Origin of the sequence: Mesorhizobium wenxiniae, from assembly GCF_002284535.1 — a bacterium.
Classification (GTDB): Bacteria; Pseudomonadota; Alphaproteobacteria; order Rhizobiales; family Rhizobiaceae; genus Mesorhizobium; species Mesorhizobium wenxiniae.
The window spans coordinates 77221-101980 of the sequence record NZ_NPKH01000030.1 but is presented as its reverse complement, the minus strand read 5'-3'; the positions used below and the strand labels follow the sequence as shown (position 1 = coordinate 101980).

Sequence of the window (24760 nt, the reverse complement as noted above, 5' to 3'; positions counted from 1 at the left end):
AAAGTCGCCGATAAGAACACGCCCTACTGGTGGGAAGCCGCACCTGTCAGGCCGCTGCCGTCGCAGCCACTGGCAAAGCGGCTCGATGTGGCAATCGTCGGCGCTGGCTATGCCGGGCTGTCCGCCGGGCTGGTGCTGGCGCGTGAAGGACGGTCAGTTGCGGCCTTCGATGCGATGAACCCCGGGGAAGGAGCTTCGTCGCGCAACGGCGGGATCACCAGCGGAAGCATTCGACCGGACTATGCGACGATCACCAGGCGCTTCGGCGAGGCAAAGGCGATCGCGATCGAGGCCGAGGGCAAGATCGCCCGCGAGTTCCTTTACGACTTCATCGAGACGGAAGGGATCGACTGCGATTTCCAGCTGGTCGGCCGGTTCATGGGTGCTCTCGGATACGACCAGTACGAGAAGATGGCCCGCGGCGCCGAGGCGCTGGCGAAGAGGCTGGGGATCGAATCCTACGCTGTTCCGCATGCCGAGCAGTGCAACTACATCGGCACCGACTTCTACCGCGGCGGCACGGTTCGGATGGACATTGGCGGTTTGCACCCGGCCAAGTTGCACGCCGAGCTCCTGCGGGTGGCCTTGGCTTCCGGGCTGACGGTCCACTCACGAACGCCCGTGATTTCCATCGAGAAAGATGTGTCCGGGTTCCGTGTCGCGACATCGGCCGGGACTGTGCAGGCTCGGCAGGTGCTGGTCTGCACCAACGGATATACCGATGGCGGCGCGCCCTTCCTGCGTCGCCGCCTGGTTCCCGTCCGCAGCCGGATCATCGTCACCGAGGAGCTTCCGCCTGAATTGATGGCGCGGCTGATGCCCAAGCTGATGATGATGGGCGAGAACCGGGAGCTGGGCTTCTACTATCGTCCTTCACCCAACGGAAGGCGCATTCTGCTCGGTGGGCGAGACAGCTCCCGCGGCAACAGCGATCCGACAGCCCCGACGCTCCGCCTGCGTAACGGTCTGATAGAAATTTTCCCGGAGCTGGAGAAGGTTCGCCTTTCGTACAGCTGGTTCGGCAACGTGGCCATGAACCGCGACATGCTGCCCCGCATCTTTGAAAAGGATGACATCGTCTATGCCACCGGCTTTTGCGGTTCGGGCGTGGTCTGGGCACCGTGGGTCGGCACGCGTGCCGCCTACAAGCTGATGGGTCGCGCGCAAGACGCCGGCACGGCTTTCGACTTCCGACCGCCAGCTTCCATCCCTTTCTATAGCGGCGATCCCTGGTTCTTGCCGGCGATCATCAAGGGCTATGCGCTGCAGGACAAGATCGCCTGGTGGCGTGCCCGCCGCTGACGCCTAAAGCCCGGCTGCCCATTGACCACGCGGCGCGGCGGCGACGGCTGAGTGTCGCGGCTACAAGGAAGAGTATCACATGTACTACATCTCCACGCGCGGTCATCCCGAACGCAGGAAGTTGTGCGAGATCCTGCTTGAAGGTCTGGCGCCGGATGGCGGGCTCTATGTGCCCGAGACCTACCCGCTTGTGGATGACGCCATGCTGGATCGGTGGCGGGGCCTGTCCTACCCGGACCTCGCCTTCGAAATCCTGTCGCTCTACATCGACGATATTCCGCCCGCCGATCTCAAGGCCATTTGCGCGAGCACCTACACGCCCGAGGTTTTCAGGACTGACCGGATCGTGCCGGTGCGCGCGCTTGAAACGGGTCTTCACGTCGCGGAACTGTCGAATGGCCCAACGCTCGCGTTCAAGGACATGGCCATGCAGTTGCTTGGTAATCTTCTTGAATATGAACTGGCCCGCCAGGGTGAGGAACTGAACATCCTCGGCGCCACCAGTGGCGATACGGGCAGCGCGGCGGAACATGCGATGCGCGGCAAGACGGGCATTCGCGTCTTCATGATGTCGCCGCATGGGCGCATGAGCGCTTTTCAGCAGGCCCAGATGTTCAGCCTGCAGGACGAGAACATCCACAACCTCGCCATCGAAGGGGTGTTCGACGATTGCCAGGACATCGTCAAAGCCGTGTCCGGCGATGCTGACTTCAAGCGGCGCCACCGGATCGGCACCGTCAATTCGATCAACTGGGCCCGACTCGTGGCTCAGGTGGTGTATTACTTCTCGGCCTTTTTTCAGGTGACGGAAGAGAATTCGTCAAAGGTCGACTTCGCCGTTCCCTCGGGCAATTTCGGGAACGTCTGCGCCGGTCATGTCGCGCGCATGATGGGGCTTCCGATATCCCGTCTGATCGTCGCGACCAACGAGAACGACGTGCTCGATGAGTTCTTCCGCACCGGTCTGTATCGCGTGCGGGGCCGCGCGGATACCCATGAAACCTCAAGCCCTTCCATGGACATCTCTAAGGCCTCGAATTTCGAGCGTTTCGTGTTTGACATGATCGGGCGCGATGCAGGTCGGACGAGTTCCCTGTTCGACGGCCAACTCAGGGAACAAGGGTTTTTCAATCTCAGTAGTGATCCCGCCTTCGCGAACGCGGCAGATCGTTTCGGCTTCCGCAGCGGCAAGAGCACCCACGCCGACCGGTTGGAGACGATCCGTGACACCTGGCAGCGTTCCAGCACGCTGATCGATCCGCATACGGCAGATGGGGTGAAGGTCGCGCGCAAGCACTCCGTTCCGGAGACCCCAATGCTCGTGCTGGAGACGGCCCTGCCGGTCAAATTTGCGGGAACGATCAGGGAGGCATTGGACCGCGAGCCGGATCGACCGCGGCAGTTCGATGGCATAGAGGATTTGCCGAAACGGTTCAAAGTCCTTCCCGCCGATGCACAAACCGTGACGAGCTACATCGCCGAAATCGTGCAGCGTGCCGCCGGCTGAAGAAACGCGTATCGGGACCGATTCTCGCCATGGCTGTCTATACAGAGCTGTCCGTTGACGAAGTCGCAGCGTTCTCGCGAGCGCTGGGTCTGGGCGGGCCGCATTCCGTTCGCGGCATCTCGACCGGCATCGAGAACACGAACTACTTCGTAGATACCGAAGCCGGCGCGTATGTGCTGACATTGTTCGAGCGGCTCACATTCGAGCAATTGCCATTCTACCTCCATTTCATGAAGCACCTTGCGGCGCGGCGATTGCCGGTCCCTGATCCTGTTGCCAACCGCAATGGCGAAATCCTTCACGTGCTGAAAGGCCGGCCCGCTGTGGTCGTCAACAGGCTTTCTGGCGAGAGCGTGATGGTGCCGGCAGAGCCGCATTGTCGCGCGGTCGGCGAGATGCTGGCGCGCATCCACGTCGCCGGGAGCGACTACCCGCGACACCAGCCCAATCCGCGCGGCCTCGAATGGTGGGACGAGGCGGCGCCGGTGGTCAGCCGCTGCATTTCCGACGCACAACGCTCGCTGCTCTCAAGTGAGCTGGCCTTCCAGAAGGAGATCGCGGCGTCCTTCACCTACGAGCAACTCCCCAAAGGGCCGGTGCACGCGGATCTGTTTCGCGACAACGTCCTGTTTCATGGCGAGCACCTGACGGGCGTCTTCGATTTCTACTTCGCGGGATGCGACGCCTTGCTGTTCGACATCGCCGTGTGCCTCAACGACTGGTGCGTCGATGACTGCACCGGCCGTCAAAACAACGAGCGGGCCGCCGCTTTCCTCGGCGGCTATAAGTCCGTCCGCGCGCTTACTCCGGCCGAATGCGCATTGCTTCCCGCAATGCAGCGGGCGGGAGCATTTCGTTTTTGGTTATCGCGTCTCTGGGATCTGCACCTGCCTCGCGAAGGTGCGCTCCTCAACGCGCACGATCCCAGCCACTTCGAGCGCATCTTGCGAGTGCTTCGAGGAGAGATCGCTTGAGCAAGACCACAACAATGGCAGTGATATCATGGCGTCAACTCTAGAAAGTCACCTTGGCGAGCTTCTTTCACAGATCGAAGCGGAAGGCCTCTACAAGTCGGAGCGCGTGATCACGTCGACGCAGTCGGCGCAGATCGAGGTCGGCGGCGAGGCTGTGCTGAACTTCTGCGCCAACAACTATCTGGGGCTCGCCGACAGCGAGGAACTGCGGGATGCCGCCAAGGCAGGCCTCGACCGCTATGGCTATGGCATGGCCTCGGTGCGTTTCATCTGCGGCACGCAGGAGGAGCACACGCAGCTCGAGGCGCGGATCTCGGGTTTCCTCGGCATGGAGGACACGATCCTCTACGGATCCTGTTTCGACGCCAATGGCGGGCTGTTCGAGACGCTGCTCGGTGAGGAAGACGCGATCATCTCCGACGCGCTCAATCACGCCTCGATCATCGACGGCGTACGGCTCTCGAAGGCGCGGCGCTACCGCTACGCCAACAACGACATGGTCGAACTGCGCGCCCGACTGGAGGACGCCAAGGACGCCCGCTTCCGCCTGATCGCCACCGACGGCGTATTCTCGATGGACGGCATTATCGCCAATCTGCGGGGCGTCTGCGATCTGGCGCAAGAGTACGACGCGATGGTGATGGTCGACGACAGCCACGCCGTAGGCTTCGTCGGGGAGCACGGCCGCGGCTCGGCCGAGCATTGCGGTGTCGAGGGCAGGGTGGATATCATCACCGGCACGCTCGGCAAGGCGCTGGGCGGAGCCTCCGGCGGCTACACGGCGGCGAGCAGGCCGGTCGTCGACTGGCTGCGCCAGCGCTCGCGGCCCTATCTGTTCTCCAACACGCTGATGCCGGCCATCGCGGCCGCCTCGCTGAAGGTGTTCGACATCGTCGAGAAGGGCGACGCGCTGCGACAAAAGCTCTACACGAACGCCGGACGCTTCCGCTCGTCAATGACGAAACTCGGCTTCACGCTTGCCGGCGCCGACCACCCGATCATCCCGGTCATGCTGGGCGATGCGACCCTAGCGCAGCAGATGGCCGAGCGGATGCTCAAGCGGGGCATCTACGTCATCGGCTTCTCGTTCCCGGTGGTCCCGAAGGGCCAGGCGCGCATCCGCACCCAGATGTCGGCGGCGCATTCCACCGCCGACATTGATCGCGCGGTGATAGCGTTCGGCGAGGTAGGCAAGGAACTCGGCGTTATTTCCTGAGGAATAGTAGTCCAATATGATGCGTGCCCTTGTTAAGGCAAAGGCTGAGCCCGGAATCTGGATGGAGCACGTGCCGATCCCCGAGATCGGTCCCAACGACGTGCTGGTCAAGGTGAAGAAGTCGGCGATCTGCGGCACCGACGTGCACATCTACAACTGGGACCAATGGGCGCAGAAGACCGTGCCGGTACCCATGGTGACCGGCCACGAGTTCGTCGGCACGGTCGCCGCCGTCTGCGCGGCGGTGAGCGAATACAAGGTCGGCCAGCGCGTCTCGGGCGAAGGCCACATCGTCTGCGGCTACTGCCGCAACTGCCGCGCGGGCAGGGGGCATCTGTGCCGCAATACGCTGGGCGTCGGGGTCAACCGGCCGGGCGCATTCGGCGAATACCTCGCCATCCCTCAGCACAATGTCGTGCCGATCCCCGACGACATCCCGGACGAGGTTGCCGCGATCTTCGATCCGCTTGGCAATGCCGTGCATACCGCGCTCTCGTTCGATCTCGTCGGCGAGGACGTCCTGGTCACCGGCGCCGGCCCCATCGGCATCATGGGCGCCCTGGTCGCTCAGTGCGTCGGCGCCCGCAAAGTCGTCATCACCGACATCAATCCGGTCCGCCTCGACCTTGCCCGCAAGATGGGCATCCATCACGTCGTCGACGCTTCCAAGGAGAAGCTGCGCGACGTCATGCGCGAGGAGGGGATGACCGAGGGCTTTGACGTCGGCCTCGAAATGTCCGGCTCGGCGCATGCCTTCCGCGACATGATCGACACCATGAACAATGGCGGCAAGATCGCCATCCTCGGCATCGCGCCGACCGGCTTCGAGATCGACTGGAACAAGGTCATCTTCAAGATGCTGACCTTGAAAGGCATCTACGGCCGCGAGATGTTCGAGACCTGGTATAAGATGATCGCGCTGGTGCAGGGGCCGCTCGACGTGAGCGGCGTGATCACCCACCGCATTGGCATCGACGACTACCAGGCTGGCTTCGACGCCATGCGCATCGGCAATTCCGGCAAGGTGGTAATGGACTGGTGAGGGCGAGGCGGCCTCCAAGGTTGCCAGCGATGGTATGAATAGCAGGCAGAGTAGCGCGATCTACCCAAGCTGAGGGCGACGATGACGCTGATTTGGGGCTGTCGAATCCAAAGCTTGATCGTGCCCGCCACCGACAGGCGGGTAGTCGCGTTGAGGCATTCCACTGCGGACTGGGTAAGGAAATGAAAACACTTAGTCGTCGTTGGCGGTGGAGCTGGAGGTCTTGAGCTTGTTCGCCGGCTCGGCGCACGGCTCGGCCGCAAGGATTTCGACATTATTCTTGTGGAGCGGAACCACACCCACGTCTGGAAGCCGCTCCTCCAATAGGTTGCGGCCGGGTCACTTGATACAAATCTTGACAAGGTCGGCTATCGCAGGCTGGACGTCCTTGGGCGCCGCTTCGTCCACGGGTCGCCGGAGGCGAGCAAGACGCCGCAGGTCATAGCGGCGCTGACGCGCTTGCCAATTTCGTGTGTTCGGGCAAAGCGAAACCCTGGAACCTGAGGACCGGCGCAGGGTGGAAATATCATTCGGCGTGATGGTGGCTACTATAAGGCGCTCTGCCATGTCCATCTCCAAGGTTCTCGATTACGGAATCGACCTCCAGGAGGCGATCGATCTGCCGCGCTTGATGCTGACATCCAGGGTGCCGAGTTCCTTGACGGTAATCACTGCGCGATCGAGCTTGCGTTTCTCGGCAGGGTTGCCGCCTCGTTCGACCTGGCCAAGTCGGACTTTTGCTTCGCGCCTGCCTCTTCAGGTCACACCTCGCCGACTTCGTTGCCGCTCACAACTTCGCTCGCAGGCTCAAGACCCTCAAGCGATCCGACGGACTCGCGAGCAGGTGCCGCCCTGCGCGGAACTGGCACTCGGATTGGGCTTGAGCAGCTCGTATCGATCAAGCGATCAAAAACCCGCATATCTGGCGAAGTCCTGGATGATTTCGGCACATTCTTTCTAACGCACGATGCGATGAAGGGCTGATCGGAACTTTGCTTCCGCATTCTTGGCAGCCGAGGTTGGTTGGAACATGTCGCCCCGAGTCGAACGCATTTACAGCGATGAGCGTCTCCCGTCCGAGGTCGACGTCGTCATCGTCGGCGGCGGCATCCTCGGCTCTACGGCCGCCTATTTCTTGGCGAAGCGTGGCCTCTCTGTGGCTCTGCTCGAGAAGGGCCACGTCGCCTGTGAACAATCGAGCCGAAACTGGGGTTGGTGCCGCCAGCAGAACCGCGATCGGCGCGAACTGCCGCTCTCGGTGATCTCCATGCGACTGTGGGACGAGCTCACGCGCGATATCAATCGGGACCTTGGATTTCGACGCTGCGGTCTCGTCTATGCAACCCACGACGAGGCTGTGCTCGCCGGCTGGGAAAGGTGGCGCGAGGTCGCCAGGGAGTACGAAGTCGACACCCGCGTGCTGAGCCGGGCGGAAGTGGCCGAGCGCGTCCCCGAAGCGCGCGACAAATGGGTCGGCGGGACCTATTCGGACCGGGACGGTAAGGCCGAACCTGCGCTCGCCGCGCCGGCTATCGCCGATGGGGCCAGAGCTCTGGGCGCCACGATCCACCAGGAATGCGCCGCGCGGGCGCTCGACTTGGCCAATGGCAAGATTGCGGGCGTGCACACGGAGAAGGGCTACATCAGAACCAGCGCGGTGCTGTGCGCCGCTGGCGCCTGGTCCTCGCGCTTCCTTAGGCCGCTCGGGATCAGTTTCCCCCAAGCGAGCATCCGGCAGACCGCGCTGCGTTCCACCCCGACAATCAACATAGGCGAGGCGGTCTCCACGCCCTACTGCACGATCACGCGCCGACTGGACGGCAGCTATACGCTTGCGATCAGCGGCAAGGCGAACCTCGAAATCACGCCCCAGGCCATCCGCTACAGCCGGGAATTCATGCCGCAGTTCTTGCGTCGCCTGAAGAACGTCAGGCTCGGCATCGGCCAATCGTTCCTTTCGGGACCGGATTCCATGCCGGCGCTGCTGACCAGCAACGATCGGATCTTCGAACAGAATCGCGTGCTGGATCCTCCACCCTTGAAATGGCTGGTAAGCCAAGTGGTGGAGAGTGTCCGGAAGACCTTCCCCCAACTCGGCGATATAGAGATCGATAGCGCCTGGGGCGGCTTCGTCGATTGCACGCCGGACGCAGTGCCTGTGGTGTCGCAGGTGGACGGGGTGAAAGGCCTCGTCCTCGCGGCGGGCTGCTCGGGCCACGGCTTCGGTTTGGGCCCGGGGCTTGGCTATCTGGCCGCAGAGTTTGTCGTAAACGACACGCCTTGCGTCGATCCTACACCGTTCCGCCTGTCGCGTCTGGTCGACGGCTCGAAGCTGGACATCGCCGCTATCTGAAGATCAGCCGGAAGTCAGGCCTACGCGCACCAACCCTCCACCCCTCGGTGCCGCGCCCCAACGGAAATTCGCTTCTACGACCATCACTTTCTGATCGTTGAAGCCGCATCGGCGGGGTTGGGCGTTGCCCTCAGTCCGACAGTCCTCGCAACCGACGACATAGATAAAGAGCGGCTCATCGCACCGGTCGGCTTCGATCCCGACGGAAGCCACTACGGGCTCATATGGGACAGGAGAAACGGAACTGTCTGGGAAAGCCCACGATCTTGCTCGATGGCTGGAAGCAGAATGCAAGATTTGGTTTGGCTAAGCAGGTATGCAGTAGATGTCGGTCAAATCCCTCGTGCGCCAGATCAGCGGTGGGATGCCTTAGCGCGGATCAGCGCCTCGGCCATGTAGAGATCCTGCAGGGCGATGCCGGAGCTGTCGAAGACGGTGATCTCTTCGTCGGAGCGGCGTCCCGGCGCCCGGTATTCAATGACGTCGCCGATTGCCGTTAGGGCGAGCATGCCGGCGTCGATTTCGTCGCGCACGTGCTGAAAGTCGCCGATCTGGACGGACTGTGAAGGCAAGTCGCAGAAGAGGCTTGCCTTCGAGAGCAATTCTGTCGGCAATTCCTGCTGGCCGGGCGCATCCGATCCCATGCTGACGACGTGCGCGCCGTCACGCACCCAATGGGCCTGAAACAGTGGCTCGCGCGAGGGGGTTGCAGTGACCACGATGTCCGCCTGACGCACGGCGTCTTCGGCCGAGACGGCGCGCGCCGCGAGGTCTTTGGCGCGGATACGCTCGACAAAAGCGTCGCGTCGCGGTGAAGGTCCGGCCACGACCAATACCGTCTCGACCGGACGGATGCGAGCCAGCGCCGCGACCTCGAAACCCGCCTGGTTGCCGGCGCCGAATATCGCCAGCACCTTGGCGTCCTTCCGGGCAAGAAGGTCGGCCGCCACCGCGTCGGCGGCGGCTGTTCGATAGGCATTGACCTTGCCCGCCTCGATCACGGCGCCGAGGCGTCCGGTTTCCTGGTCGAGCAGGACGACGGTGGAGTTGTGGCGGGGCAGGCCGCGCGCGGGATTGCCCGACCAGAAGGAGCCGATCTTGACTCCGGTCAGCTCGTCCGACGAACCGGATTTGATTGAGAAGGTATTGGTCGCCTCCCGTGCACGCCCGAGAACCGCGGGAAAGACCAGGCTCTGTTTCGAAGCGGCAGCAACGAGAGCTCTCCGCACGGCGTCGAAAGCCAGTTCATGGGTGACCAGGGCGGCTGACTCCTCTTCGCTGATGTAGATCATCCCGAATACCTCCTGAGCAACAAGCTGTTCATCGTTGGGGCGTGTTGCGACTGTGCGATTGCGGGGGCTTGGATCGCGTCCGTTGTGAACCGTGCGGGCGCAACACGGATCGCCAAACGATGAAAGCGAGGCGATACGAGGCGCCGGATATACTTCGCCCGCTTTGCGCAGTTTGGTATGCCGAGGAATGGCTCAAAACGAATAGTCTCGCTGATCTGAACGGGCAAAACAGCAGCGAAATCTGTGCGCCGGACGCCACCTTGAGGTTCGATCTCTGGGTAAATCGAAGGCGTCTTGCGCATGGCCGTTGGGCTTAACAATGACATCGTCGGCGATCCGACCGAGCTGACCGCGTTCGAGATCAGCCATGTGCCGGGCGCGCTGAAGCTGTCGCAGGAAATGGGCTGGCCTTACCGCAGCGAGGACTGGGAGTTTGCTGCCAGGGTGGGCGAGGGCCTTGTCCTTGAGCGCTCAGGCGAGGTGATCGGGTCGGCAATGTGGTGGAACTACGGGCAGGCCTATGCCTCGGCCGGGATGATCATCGTCACCCGCTGCGCGCAAGGCGGCGGCAATGGCTCGCGGCTCTTCAACGCGTTGCTTGAGGCGACGGAAGGTCGCAACGTGCTGCTCAATTCGACCGAAGATGGGCTGACGCTCTACAGGCGACGCGGCTTCACCGTTTGGGGCACCGTGCTTCAGCACCAGGGCCAACTGAACGTCCCCGTACCCGCGAAGGCCTGCGCCGACATCAGGCCGGCGACGGTATCAGACCTGCCGGCACTCCGCGCCTTCGACGAACGGGCCACCGGAATGCCTCGCGGGCCGATGGTCGCTGCGCTTGCCGATGTGGGCGACGTGGTGGTGATCGACCGCCGTGGACGGGTCACCGGTTACGCGATCGCCAGGAAGTTCGGGCGCGGCTACGTTGTCGGCCCAGTGGCCGCGGAAAGCGCCGAAGACGCGCAACGCCTGATCCTAGACCAGCTTTCGAGGCTCCACGGCCAGTTCGTGCGCATCGACGTCTATGCCGAGCATGGATTGGGCGACTGGCTGGAAAGCCTGGGCCTTGTCAGGGTCGGCGGAGCCACCGCCATGGTCAAGGGGCGGCGACCAATGCCCGACGGTGCGGCCTGCATGTACGCCCTGGCGAACCAGTCCTTCGGTTAGTGTTGAGGAACATCGAGAACATGGAAACGAACGCGAAATCGCTGGAACCGGTCCAAAAGATCGATGGCCTTGTCACACCGTCGCTGCTGCTGGATCGCGGGAAGCTCGAGCGCAACATAAACCGTCTCGCCGACCACGCCAGGAAGCTTGGCGTTGTGTTGCGCCCGCACATGAAGACGGCCAAGAGCATTGACGTCGCCCGACAGGTCTTCCCCACAGAACCCGGCCCGATCACGGTCTCTACCATCGCCGAGGCGGAATATTTCGCTGACCACGGCTATCGCGACATGACCTATGCGGTCGGTCTGTCGCCGGCCTCGGCTCGGCGTGCCTCGGAGCTCTGCCGCCGCACCGGCGTCGCCCTGAAGCTGCTGCTTGATACCGTAGAACAGGCCGATGCCCTGGCCGATGTGCGCAAGGCCACGGGCGTTACTCCATCCGTGTTCATCGAACTGGATTGCGCCGACCATCGCGGTGGACTGAAGCCGGACGATCCCAAGCTCATCGAGGTCGCCGACCGGGTGGTCGCGGCGGGCGCCCACCTCGTCGGCGTCCTCGCCCATGCGGGCGAGTCCTATCGTTTGAGCACGCCCGATGCTCTGGTGAGGGCAGCCGAGAACGAGCGTTCGGCCACCGTGCGAGCCGCCGAAATTCTGCGCGCTCGAGGCCATGCCTGCCCGATCGTCAGCCTCGGCTCGACGCCCACCGCACACTTCGCCGAGAATTTCGATGGCGTCACCGAACTGCGCGCCGGTGTCTACATGTTCTTCGACCTCGTCCAGCACGGAGTCGGGGTCTGTGCCGTCGACGACATCGCGATTTCAGTGCTGGCCACGGTGATCGGCGTTAAGCCAGAGAAGGGCTGGGTGCTTGTCGACGCGGGGTGGATGGCGCTCTCGCGCGATCGCGGCACCGCGAGCCAGCGGGTAGATCAGGGTTACGGCCTGGTATGCGACGAGGCGGGTCGCGTGCTCGAAGACGTGATCGTGTCACAGGCCAGCCAGGAACACGGCATCCTGGCGATCCGCAGCGGCTCCCCCAAGAGCATGCCAGACCTTCGGGTCGGTGCCCGGGTGCGGATCCTGCCAAACCACGCCTGCGCGATGGCCGGCCAGCACGATTTCTACAGCGTCGTCAACGGAGGAAGTCCGGAGATCGACGCGCGGTGGGAGCGGATCCGCGGCTGGTAGAAGTTCCGATCTCCACGCTTTGCATGGCGTCGATGCAAGCTGACGCTCAGGTGGTGTAAAGATGAAACTGACGTCCTACTGGCTTGATACGTCCCAGCCGTTCGATCGAGGTTCGCCCAAGCCCCTCGAAGGCCATTACGACGTGACCGTGGTGGGTGGCGGCCTGACCGGATCCTCCGCAGCGCTGGCCCTTGCCAAAAAGGGGGCCCGGGTCGCCCTGCTCGAGGCCCAAACGATCGGCAACGCCGCATCCGGCCGCAATGGTGGCATGTGCAACAACGGCTTTGCCCAGAACTACGGGGTCATGGCCGGCAAGTACGGCAAGGATGCCGCCAACGCGATGTACAAGGCCTTCGATGCCGGCGTCGACATGGTCGAGCGGCTGGTGCAGGAAGAACGGATCGACTGCAGCTTCGCCCGGGTCGGCAAGCTTAAGCTTGCCGCCAAGCCCAAGCACTACAACATGCTGGCGCGCAGCCAGGAAGTCTTGGCGGCCAATGTCGATCCCGAAAAGCGGATGATAGCCCGCGCCGACCTGCGCAGCGAGGTTGGCACCGACCGTTACCACGGGGGGCTGCTTTTTCCCAAGAGCGCCAACATGCATGTCGGTCGTTTCGTACGCGGCCTAGCAATCGCGGCGGCGCGGCGCGGCGCGGCGATCCAGGAACACGCACCCATCACGGCTCTGCGCAAGGTCGCCGACGGGCATGAGGTCGAGACCTCCAAGGGCAGGATCGTCGCGCGCCCGGTCCTGCTGGCGAGCGGCATCTCCCAGGTCGGTCCGCTCGGATGGATCCGCCGTCGCATCGTGCCGGTCGGCGCGTTCCTGATCGTGACGGAACCGCTGTCCCCTTCGAAAATCGAGCGCCTCATGCCGGGCCGTCGCAATGTCGTCGACACGCGCAACCTCGTCGTCTACTGGCGGCTGACGCCGGACAACCGCCTGCTGTTCGGCGGCCGGGCGCGCTTCGCGGGTTCCAATCCCCAGTCCGACCAGAAGAGCGGCCGGATCCTGAAGGCGACGATGGTTGACGTCTACCCCGAACTGGCCGGCACCGGGGTGGACTACTGCTGGGGCGGCTTGTCGACATGACGCGCGACCGCCTGCCCCGCGCCGGAGTGCGCAACGGTATCTACTACTCGATGAGCTATAGCGGGCACGGCGCGCATATGTCGACGCTGATGGGTTTCGATCATGGCCGAGGTCATGGACGGGCGCCCAATCTCAACCCCTGAAGGATTTCGACTGGCCGGCGATCCCCGGATATTTCGGGCGTCCCTGGTTCCTGCCAATCCTCGGCGCCTACTATCGGATGAAGGACCTCGTGACATGACCACGCCCCTCGAGCACCTGTCTCGCAACGGCCGCCTCGGCACATTCTTCATCGACGGCGAATGGCGCGCGCCCAGGGGCACTGGCCAGGCCGCCGTCACGAATCCGGCGACGGAAGAAGTGGTGACGCAATTTCCGCTCGGAAATGGCGAGGACGTGGACGCGGCCGTTTCCGCGGCCCGCCGGGCATTCGCCACCTGGATCCGGACCGAGCCGGAATACCGCGCGGATTTGCTCGATCGCCTGCAGGCGCTGCTCGAGGCTCGCACCGAGCTGCTTGCGCAATGCCTGACCCTCGAAATGGGCGCGGCGATCGCATATGCGCGCACCGCGCAGGTGCCGCTGGCGATCGCCCATGTGCGGGTCGCTCGCGAGGTCCTGACGGCCTTCCCCTTCGTCGAGCAGCGCGGTCACACCGCCGTCACTCGCGAACCGATCGGGGTCTGCGCGCTGATCACACCGTGGAACTGGCCACTCTACCAGATCACCGCCAAGGTCGCGCCGGCGCTCGCCGCAGGCTGCACGGTCGTGCTGAAGCCGAGCGAGCTTTCTCCGTTGAGCGCCCTCATGTTCGCCGAGGCGATCGAAGAAGCCGGCTTCCCGGCCGGTGTCTTCAACCTCGTCAATGGCGACGGCCCTTGCGTCGGTGCGGCTCTCGCCTCCCATCCGGACGTCGACATGATCTCGATTACCGGCTCCACCCGCGCGGGCATCGCGGTGGCCCAGGCGGCAGCGCCGACGGTCAAGCGCGTCGCGCAGGAGCTCGGCGGCAAGTCGCCGAATGTGATCCTCCCGGACGCCGATCTCGATCGCGCCGTCTCGCTGGGCATCGCCGCCGCCTTCCGCAATCTCGGCCAGTCGTGCAGTGCGCCGACGCGTATGATCGTGCCGCGCGCGCAGCTTTCCGAGATCGAGTCGATTGCCAGGCGCGCCGCGGACGATATCGTTGTCGGTGATCCTCTCGCGGCGACCACCACCCATGGCGCAATCGCCAACGGCGCCCAGTTCGACCGGATTCAGACGATGATCGGCGTCGGCATTTCGGAAGGCGCGAAGGTCGTCGCCGGCGGACAGGGCCGTCCCGGCGGTCTGAATGCCGGATTCTACGTCAAACCGACGATTTTTTCCGAGGTGCGCACCGGCATGCGTATTGCCCAGGAGGAGATCTTCGGCCCGGTTCTTTGCGTCATTCCTTACGAGACAGTAGAGGAGGCCGTCACCATCGCCAACGACACCGTCTATGGCCTCGGGGCGCATGTGCAGGGCAAAGACATGGACGTCGTCAAGGACGTCGCGTCGCAACTCCGCGCCGGGCAGGTGCATCTCAACTACCCGACGTGGGACCCCCACGCGCCGTTCGGCGGCTTCAAGCAATCCGGAAACGGACGCGAGTACGGTCTCGAGGGCATGCTGGAGTATCTCGAGGTCAAATCGATCCTCGGCTATTTCTAGGCGTCTTCTCGCCAGGCGCAGGGACGCGCGCCAGTGGCGCCATCTATTCCAACAGGCTGCCTTCGGTGAGCGCTTCCGCACATTGCGGTATGCGGTCTAGCCTGCGACCTTGATGAGCGCTTGCTCCATGGATGCAAGGAAGAGGTCCACATGCTCGGCTTGGCAGACGAGCGGAGGGCGCACTTTAAGTGCATCCTCATTGGCCCCTGTCGTGCTGATAAGTACGCCGTCATCCCGCATCGCGTTGACCACATCCAAAGCCATTGCGCGCCGGCCCGCAGCCGGTGCGTCCTCAGGCCCCATGTCGATGCCAAAGAAAAGACCGGCGTTTCGGATCGCACGAACTCCATGATGCTGCTTTGCGATCTTTTCCAGTCCGGCTCGGAGGCGCTGGCTCATGGCAAGCGCCTTTTGGGGAATTTGGTCACGCTGCAGGATCGTTAGCACGGCGTCCGCGGTCGCTATTCCAACGGTGTTTCCGGCGAACGTGTTCGAGTAGCGCGCGGTGGCGCCAAACTGCTCCATCGGGGCCCTGCGACCAACGACGGCGCCAATTGGAAATCCGTTGCCCATCGGCTTGCCGAGGGTAACAAGATCCGGAACGATCCGGTGCCGCTCGAAGCCCCACATATGGGAGCCAGTTCGCCCGAAGCCCGGTTGAACTTCGTCGGCAATGACGAGGCCACCTGCCTCCCGCACCACCGTAGCTCCGCCGGCAATAAAACCAGGAGGATCTGCCCATACGCCATCGCTGGAAAAAATACTGTCGATGAGCAGGGCCGCAACGCCTATGCCACGACGGTTCAGATCCGTGATGGCTGATCGAATCTGTGCCTCGAAAAAGTCCGCAGCCTGGGCCTCCGGCACGCCCGCCGGCTCGGGTAGGGATACCATGCGCACGAACGGGCTGAGCTTGACGGCGTCGCCCAAGTTCGGCGAAACCGCGGCGGTAGCCGCACTCGTGCCGTGATACGCATAGGAGGAAACGATCACGCCTTCCTTGCCGCTCGCAAATCGCGCGATACGCAGGGCCAGATCGTTGGATTCACTCCCCGTGCAAGTAAAGACCACCCGGTCGAGCTCGTTTGCGAAAGTATCGACCAATCGCTCGGCATAGTCGACAAGTTTTGGCTCGAGATAGCGCGTGTTGGCACTTATCCGGCCCGCCTGCTCAGCCATTGCGGCGTTTACTTCCGGGTGGCAATGGCCGAGAGACGGCACGTTATTATAGAAGTCAAGATAGGCCCGCCCGTCGGGATCGTAGAGCCACATGCCTTCGCCGCGAACGAAGTGCACGGGCCGGCGGTACTGGAGCCGATAAGAGGCCCCCAGAACGTCGTCACGGCGAGCAATTAGCTCGGACTCGCGCCTGTCAAGATCGGTTTCGCCAGGTCTGTAGCGATTCGGCATGAGATCGGTGGACATGTGCAGCTGCCTATCTGAACGAGTATCTTGATCAATTCGCGGTTCGGCGACCGTGCCCTGTCGGGCGAACCGATATGGCGTTGCAGCAGGACGACGACATTGCCGCCTGGACTGCCGCCTCGCCCGATGCGACACCAAGTGGCGTCAGGATGGAGAGGCCATGCTCGGCACGCGCGACGTTCTTTTTGATGTACTGGGCGTCGACCGGAAAAAGGTGGGAGCGCCAGTAATTGACCAGGATCAAAGCGCTTTGTCGCGCCCGCATCAATCCGACGAGCAGTCTTGCTTCCAGCGCCGAAATTGCATGACCGAGGCATAGCCGGCGATAAGATGTTCGGCCCCACCCAAAGGAAAGGTCCGGATCCGTCACGGCGTGACTTGCCGCGATCGCCAGATCCTGGATCCTGGGGCTCCAGCAGCCATCGCCAAAATCGATGAAACCCGTTCCCTGGGCAGTCGTCATCATATTGAATGGGCTGGGATCATTATGGGTGACCTGCCACGCCACGTTCGAGATTTGTGGCTCAACAAACTCCACATAGTCCGCCATCGCGACGCGAACGCTGTCGGCAATGCTCCCGGACGGGAGGTATTGCGCTAGTTCCATCAACCGCGACCAGCACCCGACATGCCAAAGAACGGGGCGGAGGGCCGCGGGCACATTGACTTGCGCAAGGGCCAAGTCCAGCCGGGCCAGAGCGCTGCCAGTTCGAAAAAGCAGGTCCGGAGTGGGCACCGCCTTGTGCAGCGGAACGCCTTCGATCCGGGTCTGCAAGTACCCGCATACCCCTTCTTCCTCAAACATCAACGCGCCGCTGCTGGTGCGGAGCACTTCGGGTGCAACGAAGCCCGCGGCCCCTTGCAATCCCGCCAAGGTGGCGCTTTGGAAACGAAAGCTGTCGACCGCCTCCGGTCTTGTCGACGTCTTCAGGATCAGTCGGCGGCCGTGCGACAGGTTGACCTCAACGGTGCGCTCGACCTCGGAGGATAATGTCGCGATCGATCCCGCCAATCCGTAGTGACGCTTAAGCAATGCCGCCGACATGTCCGGTTCCGCGGAAGCCGGCCGCATGGCCAGGATTGCGGCGGCAGTGCGAAAATAGGCTTCGGTTGAGGCTGCCGCGCAAGGCAGATGGTCGCGTCCCGCAGCCATGGAGCCATTGGGCTGACCTGCTTCTTCATCGGAGACCAGATGACTACAAGCACCGAACTCGAAAGATCCTCGCCTGCTGAATATGGTGTTCTTCATGGGAGAGGTGGAGCGGTCCAGCCAATAAACCCGCGCCCCATCCTCGCCCTCAGATCCCGAAAACGCCCGGTAGCTCCGTCACATCGCGGATTTCGGTGTACTCGTAATAAGGGTTGGCCGGCTCATGGCCGCGATTAACCCAGACCTTGCTCATGATCCCTAGGTCATAGGCAGACATCAGGTCGTGGCGGAAAGACGAGGAAACGTGAGTTATGTCCTCCGGGCCGCATCCCAGTATGTCGAACATATATTCGAACGCCTTGAAGTGCGGCTTGTAAGCCCCCGCCTGTTCAGCGGTGTAGACGGCATGAAATGGCGCGCCGAGTTTTGCCACGTTCGACGGAATTTGGGCCATCATGGAGTTCGAAAGGATAACCAGCGGAATTTCCTTGGCTAGTTTAGCCAAGCCCTCGGGAACGTCCTGATGCGGTCCCCAGGTCGGGATGCGGTTGTAGATCGTTTCAGCGTCTTCGGCACGGAATGCGACGTTGTTGCGGCGGCACGTGCGCTCCAGTGCGTTGTGAACGACATCGGCATAGGGCTTCCAGTCCTGCAACACCTCATCGAGGCGGTAGGCCTGGAAGTTTCTGATGAATTCGTCCATGCGCGGCCCATCCAGAAGATGACCGAACAGATCCCGAGCGGCTCCCGCCATTTGGAAATTGATCAGCGTGCCGTGGCAATCAAAAGTCACGTATTTCGGCCGGAAGCGATCCATGTCCTTGGTTCCTGTCAATCTGCCGTGTTAGCCGAGCATAGCCGCAGGCGTTTGGCAGAATGTGCCGCGATACATGGTCGTTCGGGCAGAAGGGCCCTCCGGTCTACCGCAAACCCAGCACGATCTTCCGCAGTACTGCTTCTTTCGCCCCTCCTGAGCCGAAACCGACCTGTAGCGCTCGCACAGTGTGCTGAGCCGAGCCGAATAGATCAGGGTCGTAGTCAGTTCGGCCCGCGTCCGATTATCGCTCGATAGGCACGCCACCCCTGGCCAAGGCCCATCCTTCGTGTTCGCGGGCGACGGCGGAACTCCAAGACCGATTTTAGGCGCAAAGCTGACCAATCGGGCGGTCCTTTGGCCCAAAGCCACACTGGTCATCAATGAGGGCATGCCGCCTCGAACGCATCCGTTGCACTAGACGGGACATACTCGAAGCGCCGACACGGCAAACCAAACCTTGGTGATGCGCGGTGAGACGCGTGAAGCCCCGCCGACCGTTCCCCAACGTAATCCGGTCGCGATCGAACGTGCGCCGTTCAGCGGGATACCGCCTCGGGTGACCGTGCACACTCAGGTGGCCAAATGCGGGCTCTAGTTCCGCGTCGGAGACGTTTGTGTCGCTGTTCAGCGTGCTCTTGGATATGATATGGCAATTACCTTATCAGTCGATCCAGTGGGGAATTGGGCCCACTGAGAGCAAAAAAGTGCAACGGAATGAAATACTTAGACAGGCGATTTGCATTGCACCTATGATGGACTGGACGGACGTCGCGAAAAGTAACGTATATTCAACAACTTAGTACAATCAATTCCTCTAGGTTGTACTGTCGTAGTACTCGTCCGGATCGCTTTGGGCAAAAACCGGGCGCATTCGGGGAAGGGGGCACGAATGGCGAATGGTAGGTAGCATCTTGCTGAACTCCAGGGGCAACGAAGCCACGGGAGCGCCAGCTACTTCGGAAGGCGCGTACTTCAGCAGCTGGACTTTCGCGCCGCCTATCGAGGTATGAACCGAGCTCCTGGAGATAAACGCCTTTCCGAGCGACCGGTCATCTGCCTTATGCACCGGCTTTGAGCTTTGCGCTCCGAAGGCAGAGGTCACAGGTTAGAATTCTGTCTGGTGCGCCAAAATCTATTCAGAATCAATAGGTTAGTTGCGCGCTCGGCGTATAGAGTTCTTCCACCTTACCCTGCTGCAACGACACTGCGACTTTTCATTCTATGCCAAGGCATCGATTGGCCGCGGTTGCGCCAGCTGCGATTTCCGCGGCGTCGACGTTGATATGGTGGAATTTGGGCCGGTCGCAGACCCGCAACATCTCGAGTCCAGGAAACAACGGCAATCATTCGCGAACGGAGACGGGGTTGATTTGCATATCACGGCTAGTTAGATAGCCGGCGGCGCGTAGTCGCTCACCTCGATCGGCATCACAATCCTTAATAGCTCAACCGATTTCTTTACCCCTTCGAGCCGGGACAACATGACATCCTCGTGTTCAATCGAGAGCCAGTCGTCATAGCCGGCCATTCGCAGCCGGTAGCAGAAGGAGCGCCACCACTCCTCGCCGTGGCCGAAGCCCAGGGTGATGTAGCTCCAGGAACGAGCCGGAATATCCATCAGCGAACCGTTCTCCAAGAGGCTGGTCGTTGCCTGTTTCGGAGCGTTGAGGAACGTGTCCTTGGCATGCACGTGAAAGATCGCATCTCCCAGCGCATTGACTGCCGCGATCGGATCGGCGCCCATCCAGAACAGATGGCTCGGATCGAGGTTTGCCCCCACGACCGGGCCGATCTCAGCGCGCAGGCGAAGCAGCGACGGCACGTTGTAGACCAGCTGGTTGCCATGCAGCTCGATGGCGAGTTGATCGACGCCACTAGCCTTCGCCAGTTTCGCAAGCCCATGCCAGTACGGCAGGAGCACGTCCTCCCACTGCCATTTCAGGATCGACTGCGTCTCTGGCGGCCACGACGAGACGATCCAGTTCGGCGCCTTCTCGCCCGGTGCGCCGCCTGGCAGGCCAGACATGAGGCAAACCTTCTTCACGCCAATCTCGCCGGCAATGCGGATCGTCTCCTCGAGGCAGGCTGACTGGGTGCCGCCCGAAACGGGATGCAGCTGGTTCCCGTTGGCGTTCAGCGCGACGATCTCCAATCCACGGTCGGCGAAGGCCCTCAAGAAAGCCGTTCGGGCTTGAGGACTGGCCTTCATCCGTTCGAGATCGAAATGCGGCGCCGACGACCAATTACCTGTGTTGACTTCAACACCGTCTAGGCCGAGTTCGGCAGCAACGTCGAGCACTTCCTCAAAACTCAATTGCGCAAGGGAGTCGGATACAAAACCCAATTTCATGATCAGTTCCTGGCTTGCCTGGCTTTAATAACTTCTCGCTGGAAAAATCTGCGAAGCTCCGCATAGTTCTGGAAGCCTAACGCTGTCGCGAAGCGCGTCACCGAACTGGGTGAAACGGCAAGAAGATTTGCGATCTTGCGACCATTACTCATTGCAATCTCGGCTGGGTTCTCCAGCGCGAAACGGGCTATTCGGGTGACCACCTTGGACAACGCGCGCGAATTGCCGATCAACCGTTGTTTCAGCGCCGTCAGATCCGAAGGCGGAACGCAAGCGGCCGAGGCCGTTCCAGAGCTAGAGGCGATAGCCGGCCGCGTCGCGGAGATTGCGTCTTTCATGGCTGTTTCGATCGTCGGTACAGGGCAGGTTTGACCTGCATCGCAATTGCGATCCGGCTGCCGGCAGCGAGCGCTGCGAGCCCGGATTCGGCGGCCAGCGCCGCGCAATAACCGTCCCACGCGTCCGCTGCGACCGAAGGGAATACTCCCGAACGGACGAATTCCAGGAATGCTCTGTTCTGGAGTCTGTAGGCCTCGGCGAAACGCGGCCGCCAGTCAGCGGCATAGCGTTCGAACGACTGCATGGACAGGTGGTAGCGGGCGTGTATCGGTCCGTTGAGGAAGACCGAGCCCTTCTCGCCGACCAGCTCGCCCCGCACGTCGTAGCCATAGGCGGCGTTGTTGTTGATCTCGACGTTGACGAGCTGGCCGGTCGTCGTTTCGAGCACCATGAAAACTGGGGCGCCCGTCTTCGACGCGTCCACGACCGAGGGCTGGAAGACGGAGATCGAACGGTAGTCGGCGCCGAGCACAAAACGCGCGACGTCGAATTCGTGCGGAGCCGAGTTGGTGATGGCCATCTGTCCGGTGAAGTTCGCCGGCGCTTCGACGTTGCGATGGAAGTTGTGCATCATGATCGCCCGTCCCAGCGCACCTGCGTCGAGCGCGGCCTTCATCTCGGCATAGGAGGGGTCGAAGCGGCGCATGAAACCCAACTGCACGAACCGTCGCCCGCGGCCGGTCTCGGCCTCGATCACGGCGAGACATTCCCTGGTGCTTTGCGACAGCGGTTTCTCGCACAGCGCGGGCTTGCCGGCTTCGATCGCAGCGAGCGACAGGGGGGCGTGGGTTTCGTCCGGACTCGCGATTAGCACGGCGTCGACATCGCTCCGCCTGATGGTATCGAGGGAATCGGTTGCGACATCGACCGCACCGCAGTCGTCAGCGACCTTCCGTGCGCGTTCCGGCGAGGCGTCGCAGATCACCTGCAGCTTCGCGCCCGGAAGGTTCTCGGCGACAATCCGGGCATGGTCGGCGCCCATTACACCTGCGCCGACGATCGCCAGCCTGATCGACATCTGCAATCCTCTATTTCTTGAGCGCCCACTGCCGGAGCGATTGATCTCCGTAGGCTGCGAGCACGACGATGATCCCCAGGAAGAGCAGGAACCACTGCGGCGCCACGCCCACCACCACGAGGTAGGACTGAATCGATGAGAGAACGAAGGCTCCAAGCAGCGCTCCGATCAGCGAAACCCGCCCCCCGGCCAGTAAGCACCCACCCAGAACGCAGGATGCAATCGCCTGCAGTTCCATGAGCCTTCCCATCGAGCCATCGGCGAAGCCGAGCTTGCCCGCTTCCAGGGTGCCGGCGAAGGCGGCCAGCGCGCCGCAGATGACAAAGGCAGAAAGCTTGATCCGACCGACACGGATCCCCCGCGAATGTGCGCTGGCCGCCGACCCGCCGACCGCAAGCAGCCTATTCCCGAAAGGCATGGCGGTGAGCACCACGGTCAAAACCACCAGAATCAGGATCAGCCAGTAGAGAGCGGTGTTGAAACCGAGGAATTCGCCGCCACCCAGAATCTCAAAGCTCCAGCCCTTGCGCGCCGCGTAGGGAATGGAGAACGAAAATCCTTCGGTAAGCGCGATGGCGATGCCGCGGAAGATCATGAGCGTGCCGAGCGTGATGATGAGCGACGGCGTGCCGGTTCGGGTGACGAGCAGCCCGTTAAGCAGGCCGATGGCGGCGCCGACGGCGACGGCCGCCAACGCCGCAGCTGAGGGATCGATCCGCGACGCGAGCCAGAGATAGACGAGTGCACCCATGCCGAAGGTGGAGCCGACCGAAATGTCGATCTCGCCCGTGCCGATGACCAGTGCGACGCCGAGCGTCATCAGGCCGAGCGTCGCGGTTACCTGGAGGATGGTGGCGAAGTTGTAGGCGTTCGCCCACCGCCCATCGGAAGTAGCTGAAAAGAATGCGACCAGTGCGACGGCGATCAACAGGATGCCGATCTCTGCGTGCCGCCTCACCACCGGTTTTATCGCGGCAAGGCTCATGAGAGTGCTTCCCGCCTCTCGACCACGCGGCCGCCCTGACGGATGACCTCCTCGAGCTGTTCGGCGGTCATCTTGCTGGTCGAGGCATCCTCGATCTTCTCGCCGTTCTCCATGATGACGATGCGGTCGGCGAGCTTGTGCACCTGGAAGATGTCGTGGGTGATGTAAATCACGAGCAAGCCCTGCTTCTTGAGCTGCACGGCCAGTTCGTTGACGTGCTCGCGTTCGCGTACTGAAAGATGGTTGGTCGGCTCGTCCATGATGACGACCCGATTCCTGAACTCGACCGCGCGGCCGATCTTGACCGACTGGCGTTCACCGCCCGACAGGCGTTCGACTTCATCGTCTGCGGAGACGTTGTCGCGGAGTCCGAACTGACGGATCACGCGTGTCGACTTGTCCCGCATCGTCGTGAAATCGAGAAATGGAATGCCGAGTATGCGCCGGACCGGCTCTCGGCCGAGGTAGAAGTTTCGCGCGATCGAGAGGTTGTCGCACAGACCCACCGACTGCTGGATCGTCTCGATGCCTTGATCGATTGCGAGCTTGGGATGGAACTTTTCGACGCGCTGTCCGTCGAAATAGACCTCGCCCGATGTCGGGGTATGCATGCCGCACAGTACACGGATCAGGGTCGTCTTTCCCGCGCCGTTGTCGCCGACCAGTCCGACGAGTTCGCCTGCATGGAAATCGACCGATACGTTCTTGAGCGCATGGAAAGCGCCGAAGTAAAGATCGAGATTCTTGACCTGGATGAGGGGGTGACCGTTTGTCATGTGAGCTTGCTCCCGCGTCAAACGCTGTGCCCGAGGCGGCGGGCCAGGATCTGGTTGAAGATGACCGCTACGATGAGCACGACGCCGACGAAGGTGATGTACCAGGAGGACGGCGCCCCGAGCGCTATAAGTTCGTAGCGGAAGCTCACGACGATGAAGGCGCCGAGCACGGCACCCACGAGAGAACCACGTCCGCCGGCGAGCAGACAGCCGCCAATCACCGCAGCAGAAATGGCTTCCAGCTCCATCAGCTCGCCCAATGTGACGTGCGTCTGCGGTCGGTCGCACAAGGTCAGGACGCCGGCAAATCCCGCGAGCAGCGCGCAGAGAACGAAGGCCGCGACCTTCACCCGATCGCTGCGAACCCCACGAGATTCCGCGCTTTCCTTGCTGCCGCCCGTCGCCAGCAATTGGTTGCCGAAAGGCGTGGCCCAGAGCAGCAGATTGAGCGCGAGGCCGACGGCGATCAGCCAGAAGATGGCCGCCTCGATGCCGAAAAGCTCGCCTCCCAGCAGCCGGGTCACCGGATGATTGCGGGCAGCCTCGGAGAAATTGTGCACCGAGCCGCCCGTCCAGACATAGATGATGCCGCGGGCGGTAAAGAGACCGCCGAGCGTGACGATCATCGAGGGCAACTGTCCTTTCACCACCGCGATCGCCTGGATAAGTCCTGCGAGAGCGGCGATGACAAGTGCCGCCAGCAGCGAACCGGGTACGCCAAGCGTCGGCTCCAGCGTAATGAAGGCGACTCCGGCCAGGCCGTAGACCGAGCCGACCGACAGATCGATCTCCTTGCACATGATCACCAGTGCTTGCCCCATCGCCACAAAGCCCAGGATGGCGGTGAACTGAACGACGTTGGCGATGGTCTGCCTGGTCCACCAGCCCGAGAAGTCGATCATCGTGAACGCGGCAAGCATGATCACGACGCCGATGATCGCGCCGAGGCCCTGGGTGTGAGTAAGCTGTTTTACAGTCATTGCAGAGCGCCAGGATAGAGGCTCAAGCCTCGCTAAGGAGAGCGGGACAGCCGAGCTTCCCTCGTTGCTCGACCGTCCCGCCTCGGGAGGAA

The 24760-nt window shown here is 62.3% G+C and carries 19 protein-coding genes and 2 pseudogenes; 11 read left to right on the top strand and 10 right to left on the bottom strand.

Annotated elements, in window-relative coordinates:
• Window positions 1–87 precede the first annotated feature (87 nt).
• The 7 genes and pseudogenes from CIT31_RS24565 (at window position 88) to CIT31_RS24540 (ending at window position 8394) form a co-directional block, all read left to right on the top strand.
• A complete protein-coding gene (locus tag CIT31_RS24565) occupies window positions 88–1302 on the top strand; it encodes an NAD(P)/FAD-dependent oxidoreductase (protein WP_425350647.1) in 1215 nt (404 codons plus the stop codon).
• 79 nt (window positions 1303–1381) lie between these two features.
• Window positions 1382–2809, top strand: a complete 1428-nt coding sequence (thrC, locus tag CIT31_RS24560; protein ID WP_095520726.1) for a threonine synthase — start codon at window positions 1382–1384, stop codon at window positions 2807–2809.
• Window positions 2810–2838: 29 nt separating this feature from the next.
• Entirely contained in the window at window positions 2839–3783 is a 945-nt protein-coding gene (locus CIT31_RS24555; protein WP_095520725.1) for a homoserine kinase, read from the top strand.
• 28 nt (window positions 3784–3811) lie between these two features.
• Window positions 3812–4999: a glycine C-acetyltransferase gene (locus CIT31_RS24550; RefSeq protein ID WP_095520724.1), complete on the top strand. Its 1188-nt coding sequence runs from the start codon at window positions 3812–3814 to the stop codon at window positions 4997–4999.
• Window positions 5000–5018: 19 nt separating this feature from the next.
• Window positions 5019–6041 carry an L-threonine 3-dehydrogenase gene (gene tdh, locus CIT31_RS24545; protein WP_095520795.1) on the top strand — a complete coding sequence of 341 codons (1023 nt, stop codon included), beginning with the start codon at window positions 5019–5021 and terminating at the stop codon, window positions 6039–6041.
• A 207-nt stretch (window positions 6042–6248) separates the two neighbouring features.
• Window positions 6249–6368: pseudogene (locus CIT31_RS36135) on the top strand (hypothetical protein); the annotation flags it as partial.
• A gap of 703 nt (window positions 6369–7071) precedes the next feature.
• Window positions 7072–8394, top strand: coding sequence for an NAD(P)/FAD-dependent oxidoreductase (locus CIT31_RS24540; RefSeq protein ID WP_095520723.1), 1323 nt, complete (start codon window positions 7072–7074; stop codon window positions 8392–8394).
• A gap of 353 nt (window positions 8395–8747) precedes the next feature.
• On the opposite strand, the gene CIT31_RS24530 is transcribed toward CIT31_RS24540, so the two are convergent.
• A complete protein-coding gene (locus tag CIT31_RS24530) occupies window positions 8748–9686 on the bottom strand; it encodes an ornithine cyclodeaminase family protein (protein WP_095520722.1) in 939 nt (312 codons plus the stop codon).
• Window positions 9687–9986: 300 nt separating this feature from the next.
• Between CIT31_RS24530 and CIT31_RS24520 the strand changes: the two genes are divergently transcribed.
• From CIT31_RS24520 to CIT31_RS24505, 4 genes and pseudogenes are all read left to right on the top strand, one after another.
• Window positions 9987–10853, top strand: coding sequence for a GNAT family N-acetyltransferase (locus CIT31_RS24520; RefSeq protein WP_165778544.1), 867 nt, complete (start codon window positions 9987–9989; stop codon window positions 10851–10853).
• A gap of 20 nt (window positions 10854–10873) precedes the next feature.
• Window positions 10874–12043, top strand: a complete 1170-nt coding sequence (locus tag CIT31_RS24515) for an alanine racemase (RefSeq protein WP_095520794.1) — start codon at window positions 10874–10876, stop codon at window positions 12041–12043.
• Window positions 12044–12104: 61 nt separating this feature from the next.
• A pseudogene (locus CIT31_RS24510) lies at window positions 12105–13377 on the top strand (NAD(P)/FAD-dependent oxidoreductase).
• The gene (locus CIT31_RS24505) at window positions 13374–14828 is read left to right on the top strand and encodes an aldehyde dehydrogenase family protein (protein ID WP_095520720.1); all 1455 of its coding nucleotides are present in this window, start codon (window positions 13374–13376) and stop codon (window positions 14826–14828) included. Before CIT31_RS24510 ends, CIT31_RS24505 begins: the two are co-directional and overlap by 4 nt.
• A 96-nt stretch (window positions 14829–14924) precedes the next feature.
• On the opposite strand, the gene CIT31_RS24500 is transcribed toward CIT31_RS24505, so the two are convergent.
• From CIT31_RS24500 to CIT31_RS24455, 9 genes are all read right to left on the bottom strand, one after another.
• Window positions 14925–16253 carry an aspartate aminotransferase family protein gene (locus CIT31_RS24500; RefSeq protein WP_095520719.1) on the bottom strand — a complete coding sequence of 443 codons (1329 nt, stop codon included), beginning with the start codon at window positions 16251–16253 and terminating at the stop codon, window positions 14925–14927.
• A 31-nt stretch (window positions 16254–16284) separates the two neighbouring features.
• Window positions 16285–17502, bottom strand: a complete 1218-nt coding sequence (locus tag CIT31_RS24495) for a phosphotransferase (protein ID WP_245316442.1) — start codon at window positions 17500–17502, stop codon at window positions 16285–16287.
• A gap of 49 nt (window positions 17503–17551) precedes the next feature.
• Window positions 17552–18220, bottom strand: a complete 669-nt coding sequence (locus CIT31_RS24490; RefSeq protein ID WP_095520718.1) for a haloacid dehalogenase type II — start codon at window positions 18218–18220, stop codon at window positions 17552–17554.
• A gap of 1387 nt (window positions 18221–19607) precedes the next feature.
• Window positions 19608–20570: a sugar phosphate isomerase/epimerase family protein gene (locus CIT31_RS24480; RefSeq protein ID WP_095520716.1), complete on the bottom strand. Its 963-nt coding sequence runs from the start codon at window positions 20568–20570 to the stop codon at window positions 19608–19610.
• Between the two features lie 2 nt (window positions 20571–20572).
• On the bottom strand, window positions 20573–20908 hold the full coding sequence (locus tag CIT31_RS24475) for a MurR/RpiR family transcriptional regulator (protein ID WP_095520715.1): 336 nt from the start codon (window positions 20906–20908) through the stop codon (window positions 20573–20575).
• Window positions 20905–21927, bottom strand: a complete 1023-nt coding sequence (locus tag CIT31_RS24470; protein ID WP_095520714.1) for a Gfo/Idh/MocA family oxidoreductase — start codon at window positions 21925–21927, stop codon at window positions 20905–20907. Before CIT31_RS24470 ends, CIT31_RS24475 begins: the two co-directional genes overlap by 4 nt.
• Before the next feature lie 10 nt (window positions 21928–21937).
• Complete coding sequence (locus CIT31_RS24465) at window positions 21938–22855, bottom strand: ABC transporter permease (protein ID WP_245316441.1); 918 nt, start codon at window positions 22853–22855, stop codon at window positions 21938–21940.
• Window positions 22856–22908: 53 nt separating this feature from the next.
• Entirely contained in the window at window positions 22909–23688 is a 780-nt protein-coding gene (locus CIT31_RS24460; RefSeq protein ID WP_095520712.1) for an ATP-binding cassette domain-containing protein, read from the bottom strand.
• A 17-nt stretch (window positions 23689–23705) separates the two neighbouring features.
• Complete coding sequence (locus CIT31_RS24455) at window positions 23706–24668, bottom strand: ABC transporter permease (RefSeq protein ID WP_095520711.1); 963 nt, start codon at window positions 24666–24668, stop codon at window positions 23706–23708.
• Window positions 24669–24760: the final 92 nt, after the last annotated feature.

Coding starts and splice junctions, on each gene's coding strand:
- CIT31_RS24500 (WP_095520719.1), bottom strand. CDS start 16,253: ATGTCCACCGATCTCATGCCGAATCGCTACAGACCTGGCGAAACCGAT.
- thrC (WP_095520726.1), top strand. CDS start 1,382: ATGTACTACATCTCCACGCGCGGTCATCCCGAACGCAGGAAGTTGTGC.
- CIT31_RS24540 (WP_095520723.1), top strand. CDS start 7,072: ATGTCGCCCCGAGTCGAACGCATTTACAGCGATGAGCGTCTCCCGTCC.
- CIT31_RS24505 (WP_095520720.1), top strand. CDS start 13,374: ATGACCACGCCCCTCGAGCACCTGTCTCGCAACGGCCGCCTCGGCACA.
- tdh (WP_095520795.1), top strand. CDS start 5,019: ATGCGTGCCCTTGTTAAGGCAAAGGCTGAGCCCGGAATCTGGATGGAG.
- CIT31_RS24475 (WP_095520715.1), bottom strand. CDS start 20,908: ATGAAAGACGCAATCTCCGCGACGCGGCCGGCTATCGCCTCTAGCTCT.
- CIT31_RS24460 (WP_095520712.1), bottom strand. CDS start 23,688: ATGACAAACGGTCACCCCCTCATCCAGGTCAAGAATCTCGATCTTTAC.
- CIT31_RS24480 (WP_095520716.1), bottom strand. CDS start 20,570: ATGAAATTGGGTTTTGTATCCGACTCCCTTGCGCAATTGAGTTTTGAG.
- CIT31_RS24555 (WP_095520725.1), top strand. CDS start 2,839: ATGGCTGTCTATACAGAGCTGTCCGTTGACGAAGTCGCAGCGTTCTCG.
- CIT31_RS24470 (WP_095520714.1), bottom strand. CDS start 21,927: ATGTCGATCAGGCTGGCGATCGTCGGCGCAGGTGTAATGGGCGCCGAC.
- CIT31_RS24455 (WP_095520711.1), bottom strand. CDS start 24,668: ATGACTGTAAAACAGCTTACTCACACCCAGGGCCTCGGCGCGATCATC.
- CIT31_RS24490 (WP_095520718.1), bottom strand. CDS start 18,220: ATGGATCGCTTCCGGCCGAAATACGTGACTTTTGATTGCCACGGCACG.
- CIT31_RS24520 (WP_165778544.1), top strand. CDS start 9,987: ATGGCCGTTGGGCTTAACAATGACATCGTCGGCGATCCGACCGAGCTG.
- CIT31_RS24550 (WP_095520724.1), top strand. CDS start 3,812: ATGGCGTCAACTCTAGAAAGTCACCTTGGCGAGCTTCTTTCACAGATC.
- CIT31_RS24515 (WP_095520794.1), top strand. CDS start 10,874: ATGGAAACGAACGCGAAATCGCTGGAACCGGTCCAAAAGATCGATGGC.
- CIT31_RS24495 (WP_245316442.1), bottom strand. CDS start 17,502: ATGAAGAACACCATATTCAGCAGGCGAGGATCTTTCGAGTTCGGTGCT.
- CIT31_RS24530 (WP_095520722.1), bottom strand. CDS start 9,686: ATGATCTACATCAGCGAAGAGGAGTCAGCCGCCCTGGTCACCCATGAA.